Genomic DNA, 16,745 nt, shown 5'->3' with positions numbered 1-16,745 from the left:
TGCAGCTCGATAATGCAAGAGTTAAAAACTCAATACTTATCAGTCCCGCGGTACAACCGCGTGACAACGCATCTCTCAGCGCAAATTTGTTTTTTTTTGAGAAGCTATTTAAATCATTTAAAGGTGGAGGTGATGCGTTATCCGAAGGTTGCACCTTCGGATTCTTGAGTCAAGAGCTTTCAGCTCGATAATGCAAGAGTTAAAAACTCAATACTCAGCAGTCCCGCGGTACAACCGCGTGACAACGCATCTTTCAGCGCAAATTTGTTTTTTTTGAGAAGCTATTTAAATCATTTGAAGGTTAAGGTGATGCGTTATCCGAAGGTTGCACCTTCGGATCAATGAGTGTAGAGCTTATAGCTCGATAATACATGAGTTAAAAACTCAATGCTCATCGCGCTGGGTATTCACTTTTTCCCCCAACCACATCAGTAACACAGAAAATCCCAAAAACACCGATACCAGCACAATGAAGTTGATGCTCAGTTGTGCCAATCCAATCTCAGGGAGATTGACAAATGGGTAAGGATAGAACCCCGTGATCAATCCGTGTGTCATGGCCCAGATAAAATACAGAAAAGGGTAAATCAGCCATTTTGGGAGTTGAGACCATTTCAACTCTCGAAATTTTTCATATCTCCACCAAAAGTAAAGCACCAATAATGGATTGACAGAGTGCAAAAGTTCATCTGTCAATCGTGCAAGCCCCTGAGGATCCCAAATCGGTCGCAAAACGATCTGATAGACCAAGCCTACGACTAAAATGTAAACGGTAATGGCCGTTAAAGTTCCAGGTCGATTCCAAAAGGAGTTTGGTTTTAGTTTATTCGACTGAAAAGTAAAATACACTGCTACCAGAATATTGGTCAAAATGGTGAAAAAGCTGAAAAACCGAATGCTTGATTCTGCTATGGAAACCACCCGGTTTTCCAACATCACGAAAAATTGAATGATAACAGCCAGCCAGACAATAATGGAAAAGACCAAGGCAAATTTTTGTTTCATTTTACTCATGCAATAAGCGATACACAAACACAGTACTTCTTTTGATCAAATCAGGAAACTCTTTCATGTTGATCGTCTCAGCCGGAGAATGGGCTCCTGTACCTGAAGCGCCTATGCCATCAATGCAATCCAAAAACTCACCTATATAAGAAATGTCTCCACCACCCCTTGAACCAGGGTCACCCGCTTCAACTTTTCCAAAGCCCATAGCCTCACTGGTTGCACTGAGCTTTTCTACCAAGGCATAATTTCCAGGTGTAGGCTCCATTGATGGAATACCATCTTGAAAAGTAATGGTTGCTTTAGTTTGGTTCAGGTGTTGGGCAACAATCTGACTCATTTTTTCTCGAGCAGCTTCCTTTTGTGCTTCACCCAGGAATCTCAAGTCACCGGTCACCAAAGCTTCTCTTGCTACTATATTGGTTTTGCCCAATGCTTCACCTTCACCTGTATTGACATCATATTGAATATCAGATCCCCCAATGATTTGCCCAGGATTGAATGTGAGGTATTGCTCTCCGAGTAATTCTTCTCTGAAACTGTTCAAAATTCTTGCAGCTTCGTAAATGGCTCCAAAACCAGCATGCTCCTTAAATACTCCTGATGAATGCACTTGTTTTCCTTCTGTTTTCAACACCCAAGTGGAGGCACCTCTTCGGGCCACTGTAGCAATATTGAACCCCTGTGCTGTTTCGTATCCCAAGGCATAATCATGCTGCTTGGCCCTCTCGATAAAATCTGCACGACTTACATGTGAGGGATTTCCTGCATTTTCTTCATCGCCGTTGAAGTAAACCGTAACAGTTCTGTCATCCAACAAACCCATCTCATGGAGTGCTTTTAGAGTGGCGAAAATCATCACATTGCCACCTTTCATGTCATTTACGCCTTGTCCTTTTGCTGTATTTTCATCCACCATTGTAAATGGATAAAAAGGCATATCTTTTTCAAATACTGTATCTAAGTGTCCGATAAAAAACAATTTTTTTCCCTTGTTTCCTTTTTTGCTTGCTACAAAGTGGCCCGCTCTTCGAAGCGAATCAGGGAGTGTAATCCACTCGGTTTGAAAGCCTATTTTGGCAAATTCCCTCTCGAAAACCCTACCAACTTCTCTGACTCCCTCAATATTGAGTGTTCCTGAATTGATGTTGACAGTTTCTTCCAATAAGGCTACAGTTTCCTCATAATTTTTATCAATCAAATCGATCAACTTTTTTTCCGTATCGCTAAGTCCTTGGGCAAAAGTGTTCAAACACAGGAATAGGATAAAAAAGGCTGTAGTAAATAATTTTCGCATCATAATTGTAGTTATTAGACTGATCAAGAGCTTTTAGCATGTTTTTTCTTCTGGAAAATGAAACAAGACATGCTTCTCAAAGTTAAAATTTATTGTGATAATCAAGTTAAAATTCTTCATAGAAGGTGAAAAATAAGCTATTTTGTTAGCCGTAGTAAAATTCAGTTTACAAAACCCATTATACTTATGCGAAATTTCTTTTATACTTCCATTGCATTCTTGATGATACTCTTGGCGGTTTCCTGTGGGGGTGATTTAAAGACCCTTGAGATTGAGACGCCAGAGTTAGACATGATAGCTGAGGGGCCTCTGTTTGAAGGCGCCAATACCGCTACAGCCTCTTGGGAATTTGACTTACAAAACATCTTGGGTGAAGAAGGGTCAAGTGTGTCCAAGGCAAAAGTAACAGCTATCGAAATCAGGTTGATGCCTGATGAAGATTTGCCCTCTTTGGAAAAAATGGTTTTCGAGGTTACTTCTCAGAATACATCAATGACTAGGGTAGGACTATATGAAAGCGAGTTGGATACGGATGAAGTGATTGAATTATCTGTTGCAGGTAGACAGGAAAACCTAGCCTCAGCTTTTCAGGATGGGAAAATGACCTTTGTGGGAGATTTTGACTTATTGGAAGAAGAATATTGGGGGAATGTCAGTTTTAAAGTAAAAGTGAAATTCGAACTTGGAATTAAATAAAAAAATAAACCTAAAAATAACATGAAAAAGATACTAGCATCACTCACATTTCTATTTGTATGTGCTTTTGCATTTGCGCAAGAAGCAGATGATTTGGTAGGCGTATGGGAACCAGGACATGGTAAAGCCAGAGTTAAAATTGATAATATTGATGGAAAATACTATGGTAGGATTGTTTGGCTAAAAGAACCTAATGATCCCGAAACCGGCAAACCTAAATTGGATGCCAATAATCCTGATCAAAGTATGAGAAACGTCCCCTTAAGAGGTTACAGGATGTTGAAGGATTTTGAATACAAAGGAAAGGGCGTTTGGGAAGAAGGAACCATTTATGATCCTGAGTCTGGAAACACTTACAGTAGTGTCATTACCATGAAGGATGAAAACACCCTCGATATCAGAGGATATGTCGGTGTAAAAACCTTCGGAAGGTCAGATACTTGGAGAAGATTGCAGGTGAAATAAAGGTATGCAGATGTCAAAAAAGCAAATATGCCTGCTGTTTACTATTATGTTTTTGGCAGGCTTTTCTCCTATTTTTGCTCAAGAAGAAGAGGAAGAAGAGGATTGGTCCATGTATGATGACTTGGAATTGGTAGACGAATCCAATGTGAAAAGATTTGCCAAACCAACAATAGTAGGATTGAGCCCAACCCGGTTTTTAAGTGTTTCTTATGACCAACAATTAGGGTATGATATGAACTTGTCAGCTGCCAGGTTCCCCGCAAGTGGTAATTCCGGTTGGGGTGTGGATGAGGCAGCACCTATATCTGAAACGGGCAGGGTAAACTTCACCGGAGGGATGAGATTCAATTCTAATATCCCCATCATCTCTAAAAGTAACTTGGTATGGCAGAGTGGACTGAATTACATGCGCGTAGGTTACAATATAGGTGGTGTTGAAGCCGAGCAAAATGCATCAGGTTTAACGCAGATTTTGGATGAAAGAGGATTGAACAACCTCAATTGGACCAATACTTTCTTTGTGCCGATCTCGGAAGAAAATTTCTTCATATTCCAAGGTTCTTTGGATATGAGTGGAGATTATGGTTTTTCCCTTCAGCCCTTCAATACCGTGAGATGGAGTTTGGCAGCGGTATATGCCAAAAGAGTCAGTGAAAGAAAAAGATGGGGCTTAGGGCTAGCCAGAACCTACAGGGTGGGTAACCTAAATTATGTGCCTGTTGTGATGTATGATGTGACCAGTGCTGATAGGAAATGGGGGACGGAAATTCTTTTTCCCGCAAGAGCTCATGGTAGATATAATTTCAGCAAAAGTGCTTTGTTGCTCTTTGGATATGAATTGGAAGGACAGAGTTACAGGATCAATGACTTTTCAGTAGGAAACAACAGTTATGAAATCAGAAGAGGTGAACTCAGGCCAAGGATAGAACTTCAAAAGCAGCTTTCCGGTCCTTTTTGGATGCATTTTCAGGCAGGATACAGGATTGACTACACATTCAATGCTGATGAACTTGAGGGAAGCAGAGAGTTTTTTAGAGGCTTCTTTGGTACCCAAGAATACGGAATGGTCAACAACCTTGGAAATACTGTTTATTTCAATGTAGGGATCAGTTTTGTGACTCTTTAGTTTTTTTTCAATAGAACCTCCTGAAACTCTTTTTTTCATAGAAGACATTTCAGGAGGTTTTTTTCTCACAATGTCTAAGTGTAATGTCAATCGTTATTCAAAAACATTATGTTTTACACTTGAATTCATTTTTTTTTAAAGTAGTAGTTTGAAATTTCTAGTTTAGTTTTCTTCTTTACCAAAGGATTTAAAAAAAAACAAACTATGAAAACAAGCATCAAATTTTTTCAGGCCATGGCTTTAAGCCTATTGGTCTTACTTTTTTCCTGTGGGGAAAAAGACGAACCGCAAGTATCTCCTATAGTGGGGATTTGGAATTATAGTAGCTACAGATTGGATATGTCTATCAATGGACAACCTTTGGTGCAGTTTTTACAAGCTATCGGAGCCAGTCAGCAAGAGGCTCAAGAAGCTGCAGAAGAAATCAAAGATGAGTTCTTTAGCGATGAGGATTTTGAAGGAACTGAGCTTCAATTTGATGCAGACGGTACCTATGAAATTAGAATTGATGGTATCAATGATGAATCGGGGACCTATCAATTACTTGAAAATAACACCATCCTTCGACTAACTTCTGAAGATGATGAGACGGATTTCAAGGTGGAACAATTGACAAATAATAGGCTTACCATTATTTTCGAAGAAGAAGAAAGCGATGATTTCTTTGGTATAGGACTGCCTGTATTGGTGAAACTTGAACTTGAATTGAGTTTTGTGAAGTAAATCACATTTCCTCAAGTAATTGAAAAATTTTAGACCTTTGAATCCGATAATGTAGATTCAAAGGTCTTTTTTTTAACACATGTGGGCGCAATTAACACAGATTAGCCTTTGTGTCTTGGTGGCTAATTTGATGATTAATTCACCTCAATATTGGTAAACCAAATAAACTTGACTCCCTCGGCATTTTTATGTTCGGTTGCAAAGGTGACACCATTGAAATCCTTTTCGGATTCCCAAGTAAAAGCATTTCCAGCCTCACCGTTTCCTTTTCTGAAAACCCATTCTTTGATCATTTTATTGCCATCAAGGTAGAGATCATAGGCATCACCGGGAGTATATCCGTCCTCAGCATTATATATGATTGTCAGTTTGGTGGTAGATTCTCCTGAAATCGGTGCATCCACATTTTCCTCTACCTCATACTCATATCCTGAATCCCATGCCAATTGGAAAGGATACATCAACCAATATTTGTCATTGATAAATCCAGCATCTGCTTGTGGTAACTCGTCTTTTGGAAGGTCTAGGCTGTAAGTATAACTTGTGTCAGGACCTGCATAATAAACGGTCCGCTCCTTGATATTCCATTTCCAATCCCTGGTCCTTACATCAGGGCCTACCTGTACGTTCCAAGTGTAGGCTATGGAATTGAGTTTGTCAAAATTTTCAATCCCATAGGCAGCAGCAACCTGTTGAGGGAGTGATTTATCTTCTGGTTGGCTACAGGCAAGACACCAACAAAGTGTCAATACAAATAGGGAATTGGTGAGTTTTTTCATCTTTTAGGCAGTTTTGGAATAAATGAATATAAGGTTTTTAAAAGGAAATTGTTCTTGCGTTTTGGGTTTCTGTGAGAAATCTTATGTTTTTACTACATCATAAGTTGAGGAAGGTTTTGGAAAATCGATTGAAAAAGGACTTACCTTGATTGCTAGAATAGGTTTGAACTTACTGATATCCGGGAATCTTTTGTGGTTGATTTTAAGCGTTTCAATTTTGGCTAATTTCCCCCATCCTGATCCTTTCGGTTCAGTTTCAAAAGCCTTTCCGTTCCATTGTTGGTAGAGTTTGATGGGCAATATCTTGGTGCTCACCGGAAAGGACATTCCTTTATAACTAATTTTGCAGAAAAATATAGGATCATCTTCATCACCTATCCCAATCGTATCCAGCCCTTTTTCGGACTCCCATATGATGGGCAGTGTGATTTTAGGTATGCCCCAATTGAATCTACCATTCTGAGTGCTTCTTTCTGAATTGACTACAATATGGGTGATGCTTTGCTTCTTGTTTGGCTTGAATTTTCCTGGAATCAGTAGCAATTCCTTGTAGGGCCCTACAGGAGAATCATAATAGTTGACAAGCATCAGATAGCCAAAACCGCCTTTAAATTGACCTTTTAGATGTGTTGGGATGAGCGGATGTTCATTGATCCATTTTTTTGGAAACCTGTATAATAAAATCACTCCTTCACCCTGAAGTTGCCAAGGTGGGGGGTAGTGCGTTTCTGGTTTTTGGGTTCCTATCATCTTTTGTAAAAGATATAATCCGTAGAAATGGCATCATTTACCTCATCCCTAAGCAATTGCATGATCTGTCCACGATGATAGCTGCCATGATTGACAACATGGATAAGGATATCTTGCACAGTGCTGATGAATGGGTCGCCTTTGGAAGTGCGGTAGTCTATCTTTTGATCCAAGTTGAATTCCTCAAGAATAGCTATTGATCCCGAGAAGAATCTTTGGTTAAAATTTCGAAATTCTGCTAGATTCGAGACATCCCAGACTTTAAATTCAGGTTGCTTTCCAAGTATTCTGGCATTCCAGATTTCCTGTGCATTCAGGATATGGGAAAAGAGTGTTATGCATTTTTCGGGCAATTCCTCTTTGTGTTTTTCCAAAAGAGAAATCACTTTATCATTACTTGAATGATTGTATTCTAGGAAATTCCTGACAAAACTTTTCATAAATTTCTAATATGGTGAAGGGCTAATACTTGTCCAACCGCCATCAATGATGAGGTTTTGGCCGGTTATATGCCTTGCTTCATCCGATACCAAAAATGCTGCTGCATGGGCGATATCGGCAACTGAAGCCGGCCTGCCCATAGGAGTTATTTTTGACCAGGTATTTTCATAATCAGGATCTTGAGCGGTTCTTTTTGTCAATGTCGCTCCAGGTGCAATGGTGTTGACATTGATATGAAAGGGAGAAAGTTCAAGGACTAAATTCTTGGCTAGCATTTCGATAGCTGCCTTGCTCATGCCATAAGCGGCCAGGTTTTTATGTGCCTGATGAGCTGTTACCGAAGAGGTGAATAACAGGGAACCACCATTACCTTGATTTTTCATAAGGTTTGAAGCAGCTTGTGCAAGGAAAAATGTTCCCCCCATATTGACCCTCATCACTTCTTGGAAATCCTGGGGGCTGTAATCCCAGAAATCTCCATACAGTGTAATCCCTGCATTGGCTATAGCAATGTCCAATTTACCAAATTCTTTTTCTGACATTCTTACCATTTCTTCAATACAGGAATTGTCACCGGAATCACCTGCGAAACCTATGATTCTACCTTTCTGGAAAGTAAGCAATTCCTGAACTGCATCATCTACCAAGCTTTTTTCAATGTCATTGAGGATGATATGGTGCCCTTTGGTGGCCAGGGTCTTGGCTATTTCCAGTCCAATACCCTGACCTGCACCGGTAATCAATGCGATTTTTGGTGCTTGCTTTTGCATGTTAGTGTGAATCTCTTTTTACTTCAGAACCCGAACTGCCTACTAAGAAATCAAAGTCTACACCTTCATGTGCCTGATTGACCTTATCCAAAAAGAGGTTTACATAACCTCGGTTGTACGGGAGGCTTTCAGGTTTGAAAGCCGCTTTCCTTTTTTCCATTTCCTCATCCGAAATCAAAAGATCCAATTTTCGGTTGGGCACATCTAAACTAATTTGATCGCCATTTTGGACAAAAGCCAGTGGCCCGCCGATTGCTGACTCAGGAGAAACATGAAGCACAACTGTACCGTATCCCGTTCCACTCATGCGGCCATCCGATATTCGAATCATATCTTTGATCCCTTTTTCCAATAGCTTTTGTGGAAGTCCCATATTGCCTACCTCAGGCATTCCAGGGTAGCCTTTTGGACCGACATTTTTCATGACCATGACCGAGTTTTCGTCAATATCTAGATTAGGATCATCTATTTTAGCTTTGTACTCATCGATATTTTCAAAAACAACAGCTTTGCCTGTGTGTACCAATAAGTGTGGACTTGCTGCGGAAGGTTTGATGACCGCTCCATTTGGGCAAAGGTTGCCTTTGAGTACAGCAATTCCAGAATCAGGTTTAATGGGATGTTCAAATGTTCCGATAAGATTTCGGTCATAGCATTCCGCCTGTGAAATATTATCACCTATGGTTTTGCCATTGACCGTAATACAATCACGGTGAAGGTGTTTTTCTATTTCCCTCATGACCGCCGGTAATCCACCTGCATAGAAAAGGTCCTCGACCCAGTGTTCTCCAGATGGTTGTACGTTAGCTATAAGCGGGATTTTGGCAGAAAAATGGTCAAAATCCGTCAAATCAATATCTACTCCCATTCTTTTCGCAATGGCCGTAAGGTGCAGGATAAAATTGGTGGAACCACCAAGTGCTGCATTTACCATGATGGAGTTTTCAAAAGCCTTTTTTGTTAGGATTTTATCCATTGTAAGGTCTTCTTTGACCATGTCAACAATGCGCATTCCGGCCATGTGAGCCATTACTTTTCTTCTGGAGTCAGCAGCAGGGATGGTGGCATTGTCAGGTAGGGCCAAACCAAGTGATTCTACCATGGCTGCCATGGTGGAGGCTGTACCCATCGGGGCACAGTGACCAATTGACCTGGACATGGCGGCTTCTGCTTCTATAAATTCTTCTTGGGATAATTTGCCTGTTTTGAAATCTTCGGCAAATCTCCAAACATCAGAGGTGCCTATTTTTTTACCCTTAAATCTTCCCACCAACATCGGGCCTCCTGAAAGCACAAGGCTAGGCAAGTTTACAGATGCTGCCCCCATGACCAATGATGGTGTAGTCTTGTCACAACCACACATGAGGATGACACCATCCATGGGGTTGGCACGTATGCTTTCTTCCACATCCATACTTGCCAGGTTGCGGAAAAGCATGGCGGTAGGTTTGATTGAACATTCACCCAATGACATCACAGGGAATTCTAAAGGGAAACCACCAGCTTCCCATACCCCACGCTTGACAGCCTCTGCCAAATCACGGAAGTGTGCATTGCAGGGGGTGAGCTCAGAATAGGTGTTACAGATGCCTATTACAGGCTTTTCACCATTAAAAAGATGGTGGGGGAGTCCTTGATTTTTCATCCAAGAACGGTAGATGAAACCGTCTTTTCCTTTTCTTCCATACCATTCCTGGCTACGGAGTTTTTTGTCTTTCATAGTTACTTAGGTTTGAGCGTATTGACTAGGAGAGGAATTTAGGAAATCTTTCGGAGGAAAAGGAAAAGGAAGGTAAAAATGTGAGGAGTGGAGGAGGTTAGAACTGATCAAGTTGTGTTACTGAAGGATGTTAAAAGAAAAAAAATGTTAAAGGTGGGGTTGATTGTATTTTTTGATGAATTGATGAATTGACGAACTGACGAACTGAGACCAGTACACCAAACCTTCAACTCAGTATTGACCCCAATCTAAAATCTAAGATCTACAATTGTTGGGTTAAAGGTTGGGTTGATTGTTTGTTTTGGGAATTGATTAATTGACGAATTGATGAACTGACGAACTGAGACCGATCCACCAAACCTTCAACTCAGTATTGACCCCAGTCTACAATCTGAAATCTACAATTATTGGGTTAAAGGTTAAATGTTAAAAAAGTTAAAGGTTGGGTTGATTGTTTGTTTTGGGAATTGATGAATTGACGAATTGACGAACTGACGAACTGAGACCAGTACACCAAACCTTCAACTCAGTATTGACCCCAATCTAAAATCTAAAATCTAAGATCTACAATTATTGGGTTAAAGGTTGTGTTGATTGAATTTTTGATGAATTGACGAATTGACGAACTGACGAACTGAGACCAGTACACCAAACCTTCAACTCAGTATTGACCCCAGTCTAAAATCTAAGATCTACAATCTACAATTGTTGGGTTAAAGGTTGGGTTGATTGAATTTTTGATGAATTGACGAATTGACGAACTGACGAACTGAGACCAGTACACCAAACCTTCAACTCAGTATTGACCCCAATCTAAAATCTAAAATCTAAGATCTACAATTATTGGGTTAAAGGTTGTGTTGATTGAATTTTTGATGAACTGATGAATTGACGAACTGACGAACTGAGACCAGTACACCAAACCTTCAACTCAGTATTGACCCCAATCTAAAATCAAAAATCTAAGATCTAAAATCTACAATTGTGAACTCCTCAATCAAAAGACAATTCCATTTTCAGGTTCATACTTCTTGGGGAAATTGATTTTGCTCTCCTTGAGCTGTTCTTTGAGGTTGGTTTCTATAGTTACACTCAATGAGGACATTGGAGTATCTTCCAGCCTATTTTCGAAAGGATCTTCTGTACGTTCGCCAATCAGGTCTAGCGCCAAAAACACGAATGAAACGGCCAATGCAATCGGAATTGTTTTCCAACCCAATTCACTTACAAAAACCATAGGCAACAAAGTGCAATGGATCAACACAAAAACTCTTGAGAAAAAAGTGTATTGCCTTGGTAGTGGGGTGTTTTTTATGCGTTCACTCATTCCTTGGATATCATTGAAGTCTACTAAAGTTTCCTCCATTTTCACAAACCTGTAGTCACTTAGCCAGCCTTTTCTAAAAGCCAAATTTAAATCCGAACCTTGTTGTTGAAGCAAATAGTTGGGAGGATTGTCTTGGGAGCAAAAGATTTTATACTCCTCTTCACTTAAAAACGGCTTGGTATCCGCATAGGTATTGTCATCTTCAAACATCTCACTTTGGTCTTTGTTGTAGGTGTTCTTTATTCTTAAAAACACCCTCAAGGCATTGACAAATGCGATATGCCTGTAGACCAAGGTTTTTTGGAATGCTTTGATTTCTTCATTCTCATGGCTGTCCAGCGACATCACCATTGTAGTCACTTGCCGTGTCCAAGCGCGGCTGTAATTCACCATCAAGCCCCAGATTTTTCTTGCTTCCCACCACCTGTCGTAAGCATGGTCATTTTTAAATCCCAGAAATATTGCCAATGCTGTACCTAGGGCGGCTATCGTATAGCTTGGAATGTTAAAAATGACAATTTCATATATGTCGTGTAAGACAACAATAGAAGTTGATAAAAAGAGGTAATAGGCCAGCTGTCTCCATGTGTAATGGAGGATCATCTTGAGCTTGAGGTTTCTTCTTACGATCATGTTTATAAAAATTTTTCAGGATATTAAATTACAAATTCCTACCCTATGATCCCGTTAAATCTTCTAATTACTCATTTTTAGGAGGAGAATTGAGGTGTTGATGAATTGGTGAATTGACGAATTGATGAATTGACGAACTGAGACCGATACACCAAACCTTCAACTCAATACTGACCCCAATCTAAAATCTAAAATCTACAATTGTTGTTTTAAAGGTTGGGTTGATTGTATGTTTTGGGAAGTGATTAATTGACGAATTGATGAACTGATGAATTGATGTATTGATGAACTGACGAACTGATGAATTGATGAACTGAGACCGATACACCAAACCTTCAACTCAATACTGACCCCAATCTAAAATCTAAGATCTGAAATCTACAATCTACAATCTAAGATCTACAATTAAACTACAGACTTGAAGGCAAAAAAAAAGACCTGCCAGTTATAGGTAAACTGACAGGTCTAAATATGAGGTCTGATATTTAAATTCGCTCTATTTGTGCACCAAGTGCATTAAGACGCTCATCGATGTATTGGTATCCTCTATCAATCTGTTCAATGTTGTCAATGACTGAAGTGCCTTCGGCTGACATGGCTGCTATCAATAATGATACTCCTGCTCGAATATCAGGTGAGGTCATTCGGATTCCCCTGAGTGGATATTTTCTATCCAACCCAATTACCGTCGCTCTATGTGGGTCGCAAAGGATAATCTGCGCGCCCATATCAATCAGTTTATCGACAAAGAACAACCTACTTTCGAACATTTTCTGATGAACCAATACGGTACCTTTTGCCTGTGTAGCTGTGACCAATACGATACTGAGCAAATCAGGGGTAAATCCTGGCCAAATGGCATCAGCAATCGTCAAAATGGAGCCGTCAATAAAAGTCTCTATTTCGAAATGTTTTTGAGCCGGTATATGGATATCATCACCTCTAAACTCCATCTTGATACCCATTCGTTTGAAGGTCTCTGGAATGATCCCTAAACGGTGTATTTGAGCATCTTTGATGGTGATTTCAGATTGAGTCATCGCTGCCAAACCAATAAAAGACCCTATTTCAATCATATCCGGCAATAGGGTATGATCTGTGCCTTTTAATTCTTTTACCCCTTCGATATGCAACAAGTTAGAGCCTACTCCAGTGATTTTGGCTCCCATTCGGTTGAGCATGTCACATAGCTGTTGCAAATATGGTTCACATGCAGCATTGTAAATGGTGGTTTTACCTTCAGCCATGACAGCCGCCATCAAGATATTGGCTGTACCTGTTACAGATGCCTCGTCGAGCAGCATGTAGGTGCCTTTGAGATTTTTGCCATCTATATGGTAAATTTCTTTTTTCTTATCGTAGTGGAACTCAGCCCCCAGTTTTTGAAAACCTGTAAAGTGAGTATCCATTCTTCTACGGCCGATTTTGTCACCTCCGGGCTTGGACAACCTGCCTGTTCCAAATCTTGCCAATAGCGGTCCTAAAATCATCACTGACCCCCTTAATGAAGAGGCCTTGGTTAGAAAATCACTGGTTTCGAGGTATTCCAGGTTAATGTTATCCGCCTGGAAAGAATAGGATTCAGGTGCCAGTTGTTCTACTTTGACCCCCATCTCCCCTAAAAGTTCGATCAGTTTATTTACATCCCTGATGTTTGGGATTTTGTTAATGGTTACCTTTTCTGCAGTCAATAATACTGCACAGAGAATCTGCAAGGCCTCGTTTTTTGCTCCTTGGGGAATTATTTCACCTTTGAGCTTTAAGCCTCCTTTTACTTTAAATGATGCCATTTATCTGCGTTTTTTGGAGTGCCCCCCGTTTCTTCTTCTGTCGTTGTTGTTATTGTTGCTACTGTATTTTCTTCTGTTGTTGTTAGAAGAAGATTCAGGTTCAGAAGGTAGTTTAAAATCTCTCCTGGTATTGGTTTCAAAAAGTCCCATTTCCCTGACTTTTTCCAAGTCTATATGTAATTTCCCTCTGGAAAGGGTTTTGATATCATCTAAGATAATCTGGTCATCAAAATTGTCTCTGTTCCAAGTGGAGTGAAAACTTCTCATCAATTGGCCGATATAGATAATAGCAGCTTCCTGCTCTTCATCATCTTCTATTTCAATGGCTTTTTCGATCAGCTTTTCAATATTGCGGCCATAATGTTTGAACCTGACTTCACCTTTCGGGTAACCAACAATTTTTGGTTTCCTGAAAAGAACGTCTTCTGCAGGTTTTGGATAAGGCCCATCCACGTCAAGTTTGAAGCCTGACATGATGTGCAGGTCATCCCATATTTTTTGGTCATTTTCTGCCTTCATCTGAGGATTGAGCTGCTTGACCAATTCTACCAAGGTGTACACACTTTGAGTGCGCTTATCCCTGTCTTCGATTTCAGAGATGTGCAGCGCCAATCTCTGGATGTTTTTTCCGTATTCTTTCAACGTGACTAAATGCTTGTTGCTATCTGTATTTTCCATGGGATAAATTTTTGTAAGGCCTGACGAAATTTAAAAATAAAAATATGCATGGGCCTTAATCTTCTACTATCCGAAGCTTCGCAAAGCTAAGTAATAAAGTCTTTTCTCCAAAATTATCAAAAGCTATGCTGGCTTTTCTGTTAATTCCTTCCACCTCGATTTTGTTTACCAATCCAAAACCAAATTTAGGATGCTCAACTTTCATGCCTGCAGCGAGGTTGTTGGTGTTTGATGGCTTGAAGTCAGGGCTCGGTGTATGGACCTTGGCTGTTGTTGCGGGTCTGACATTTGGCCTTTTCAAACCGACGAACCCCGTCCTACCTTCACTGGATTCGTTCCTCAACGCTCCTGACAAAGCTGTTGTCATTCTTTTGTTCACTTTGATACATGAAGGGTCTACTTCCTCCAGAAACCTACTTGGTTCGCAATTGAGCAATCTGCCAAAGCGGTACCTCGTCAATGCATAGGTCATATAGAGCTTGTCCATCGCCCTGGTAGTGGCCACATAAAATAGCCTTCTTTCCTCTTCTAAGTCCTCTCTACTTTGCATCATCATCTGAGAAGGGAATAGGTCTTCTTCCATTCCAACGACAAAAACCTGTTTGAATTCAAGTCCTTTAGAGGAATGAATAGTCATTAATGTCACAGCATCACTTGTATCCTTATCCCTGTCATTGTCTGTGAGCAAGGCAATTTCCTGTAGAAAAGCACCGAGGCTTTTGTCTTCATTTTCCGTATTGTCTACATACTCTTTGATGGCATTCAGTAATTCCTGAACGTTTTCGTATCGGTTGAGCCCTTCGATAGTCTTGTCTTCGTAGAGTTCACGCAAGAGGCCCGATTGTTTGGCTATAGAATTTGCCGCTTCGAAGGCATCTTTCCGCTCTACTTCTATCCCAAAACTCTTGATCATCACCGAGAAGTCTTCCACCGCATTTGCAGCTCTTCCTGGGAGAAAACTTGCCGCATTGGTCATGACTTCCCACAGGGGTAAATCATGTTCATATGCTGCTACGAGCATTTTTTCTACAGTAGTATCCCCGATGCCCCTTTTGGGGTAATTGATAATTCTTTTGAATGCTTCCTCATCGTCTCGATTGACAATAAAGCGCATGTAAGCCATCAGGTCTTTGATTTCTTTCCTTTGGTAAAAAGAAAGTCCACCCACAATTTTGTAGGTGATGTTCATTTTGCGGAGGGCTTCTTCTATTGACCTGGATTGGGAGTTGGTCCGGTAAAGAACCGCAAAATCGCTGTTGTCGAGTTTTTTGTTGTTTTTTTCTTCAAAAATAGTCGTGGCTACCATCCTGCCCTCCTCATTGTCTGAACTGGCCTTGATGAGCTCTATGAGGTCTCCATCTTTGTTTTGCGTCCAGACATCTTTCTTCAGTTGTGCCTTGTTTTTGGCTATGATGCTATTGGCAGCCTGTACGATATTTTTGGTCGAGCGGTAATTTTGCTCCAATTTGACTACAAATAAGTCAGGGTAGTCTTTTTCAAAATTGAGAATATTCTGGATATCGGCGCCGCGAAAGGCATAAATACTCTGTGCATCATCACCGACCACACAGATGTTTTGGTGTACTGCTGCTAGTTTTTTGGTGATGAGGTATTGGGATAGGTTTGTGTCTTGAAACTCATCCACCATCACATACCTAAAGCGTTGTTGGTACTTATTGAGCACGTCTACGTGATCGCGAAAGAGCACATTGGTATTGAAGAGCAAATCGTCAAAATCCATAGCGCCGGACTTGAAAAGGCGCTTTTGATAGTTTCTGTAGATCTCACCCACCTTAGGTTTCATAGCGGCATCATCATCAGCTTTTATGTATGGGTCGTTGAGGTAAGCTTCCCAACCGATGAGTCTGTTTTTGGCGCCTGAGATTCTTGAAAGAACGGTATTGGCTTTGTAAACCTTGTCATCAAGCCGCATTTCTTTTACAATACTTCTGATCAGAGACTTGCTGTCGTCGGAGTCATAAATTGAGAAATTGGAAGGATACCCCAGTTTATCCGCTTCTACCCTTAGTATTTTGGCAAAAATAGAGTGAAAAGTTCCCATCCATGTATTACGTGCTTCCAAACCAATCAGCCTCTCAATTCGGTGCTTCATTTCTGCAGCGGCCTTATTCGTAAAGGTCAGAGAAAGAATTTGAAAAGGGTCAACACCTTTGGCGTGAATCAGGTGTGCGATTCTAAAAGTGAGGACTCGGGTTTTGCCTGAACCTGCACCTGCGATGATCATTACAGGTCCGTCCGTATGTTCTACTGCTTCTCTTTGGGGTGGGTTTAATCCTTCTAAATACTCCATGCGCTTAATTTACCAACAAAAGTCAAATTTAGGGATTTTGAGATGGATGAGAGAGTTTGGAGAAAGAAATTAATTGAGTTCTTTTCTTTTTGGAATTTTTCTTAAATGTTGCTGCAAAAAATTATACCAGTTCAAAAATTTACTTTAAACCAACATTTACCTGATTTATTTCCCTTTGACTTAAAGCCCCTAATATCCCTAAGATTAGATCATTGTCAATAGTCGCTAGCTTAC

General features: G+C 40.4%; 16 protein-coding genes. 5 read left to right on the top strand and 11 right to left on the bottom strand.

The window, feature by feature from the left end:
• The coding region (locus CLW00_RS21520; protein WP_211300157.1) for a hypothetical protein at positions 1–191 on the top strand (191 nt) is incomplete at its 5' end.
• Between the two features lie 193 nt (positions 192–384).
• Here CLW00_RS21520 and CLW00_RS06150 read toward each other — a convergent pair.
• Positions 385–1,014: a Pr6Pr family membrane protein gene (locus CLW00_RS06150; RefSeq protein WP_245917182.1), complete on the bottom strand. Its 630-nt coding sequence runs from the start codon at positions 1,012–1,014 to the stop codon at positions 385–387.
• Complete coding sequence (locus CLW00_RS06145) at positions 1,007–2,302, bottom strand: M20/M25/M40 family metallo-hydrolase (protein ID WP_106133067.1); 1,296 nt, start codon at positions 2,300–2,302, stop codon at positions 1,007–1,009. The genes CLW00_RS06150 and CLW00_RS06145 overlap by 8 nt, the downstream gene beginning before the upstream one ends.
• A gap of 186 nt (positions 2,303–2,488) precedes the next feature.
• Between CLW00_RS06145 and CLW00_RS06140 the strand changes: the two genes are divergently transcribed.
• From CLW00_RS06140 to CLW00_RS06125, 4 genes are all read left to right on the top strand, one after another.
• The gene (locus CLW00_RS06140) at positions 2,489–2,998 is read left to right on the top strand and encodes a hypothetical protein (RefSeq protein ID WP_106132788.1); all 510 of its coding nucleotides are present in this window, start codon (positions 2,489–2,491) and stop codon (positions 2,996–2,998) included.
• Between the two features lie 21 nt (positions 2,999–3,019).
• Positions 3,020–3,463: a DUF2147 domain-containing protein gene (locus CLW00_RS06135; RefSeq protein ID WP_106132787.1), complete on the top strand. Its 444-nt coding sequence runs from the start codon at positions 3,020–3,022 to the stop codon at positions 3,461–3,463.
• 10 nt (positions 3,464–3,473) lie between these two features.
• Entirely contained in the window at positions 3,474–4,589 is a 1,116-nt protein-coding gene (locus CLW00_RS06130; protein WP_106133066.1) for a DUF6268 family outer membrane beta-barrel protein, read from the top strand.
• 204 nt (positions 4,590–4,793) lie between these two features.
• Positions 4,794–5,312, top strand: a complete 519-nt coding sequence (locus tag CLW00_RS06125; RefSeq protein ID WP_106132786.1) for a lipocalin family protein — start codon at positions 4,794–4,796, stop codon at positions 5,310–5,312.
• Positions 5,313–5,446: 134 nt separating this feature from the next.
• Here the strand turns inward: CLW00_RS06125 and CLW00_RS06120 are convergent, their stop codons facing one another.
• The 9 genes from CLW00_RS06120 to CLW00_RS06080 form a co-directional block, all read right to left on the bottom strand.
• Complete coding sequence (locus CLW00_RS06120) at positions 5,447–6,091, bottom strand: hypothetical protein (protein ID WP_106132785.1); 645 nt, start codon at positions 6,089–6,091, stop codon at positions 5,447–5,449.
• Between the two features lie 81 nt (positions 6,092–6,172).
• Positions 6,173–6,841 carry an acetoacetate decarboxylase family protein gene (locus CLW00_RS06115; protein WP_106132784.1) on the bottom strand — a complete coding sequence of 223 codons (669 nt, stop codon included), beginning with the start codon at positions 6,839–6,841 and terminating at the stop codon, positions 6,173–6,175.
• Positions 6,838–7,281 (bottom strand): DinB family protein, encoded by a 444-nt coding sequence (locus CLW00_RS06110; RefSeq protein WP_106132783.1) that lies wholly within the window; start codon positions 7,279–7,281, stop codon positions 6,838–6,840. Before CLW00_RS06110 ends, CLW00_RS06115 begins: the two co-directional genes overlap by 4 nt.
• Positions 7,282–7,287: 6 nt before the next feature.
• Complete coding sequence (locus CLW00_RS06105) at positions 7,288–8,052, bottom strand: SDR family NAD(P)-dependent oxidoreductase (RefSeq protein WP_106132782.1); 765 nt, start codon at positions 8,050–8,052, stop codon at positions 7,288–7,290.
• Position 8,053: 1 nt separating this feature from the next.
• Complete coding sequence (locus CLW00_RS06100; protein ID WP_106132781.1) at positions 8,054–9,772, bottom strand: IlvD/Edd family dehydratase; 1,719 nt, start codon at positions 9,770–9,772, stop codon at positions 8,054–8,056.
• A 997-nt stretch (positions 9,773–10,769) separates the two neighbouring features.
• Complete coding sequence (locus CLW00_RS06095; protein ID WP_106132780.1) at positions 10,770–11,732, bottom strand: bestrophin family protein; 963 nt, start codon at positions 11,730–11,732, stop codon at positions 10,770–10,772.
• A gap of 485 nt (positions 11,733–12,217) precedes the next feature.
• Positions 12,218–13,522 (bottom strand): UDP-N-acetylglucosamine 1-carboxyvinyltransferase, encoded by a 1,305-nt coding sequence (gene murA / locus CLW00_RS06090; protein ID WP_106132779.1) that lies wholly within the window; start codon positions 13,520–13,522, stop codon positions 12,218–12,220.
• The gene (locus CLW00_RS06085; protein ID WP_106132778.1) at positions 13,523–14,200 is read right to left on the bottom strand and encodes a DUF4290 domain-containing protein; all 678 of its coding nucleotides are present in this window, start codon (positions 14,198–14,200) and stop codon (positions 13,523–13,525) included.
• Between the two features lie 55 nt (positions 14,201–14,255).
• Positions 14,256–16,511: an ATP-dependent helicase gene (locus CLW00_RS06080; RefSeq protein ID WP_106132777.1), complete on the bottom strand. Its 2,256-nt coding sequence runs from the start codon at positions 16,509–16,511 to the stop codon at positions 14,256–14,258.
• Positions 16,512–16,745 lie beyond the last annotated feature (234 nt).

The sequence above is a fragment of the Mongoliibacter ruber genome, assembly GCF_003003005.1.
GTDB classification, from domain to species: Bacteria; Bacteroidota; Bacteroidia; order Cytophagales; family Cyclobacteriaceae; genus Mongoliibacter; species Mongoliibacter ruber.
Note: the sequence above shows the minus strand (reverse complement) of the source record. Positions and strands in the feature narration are given on the sequence as shown.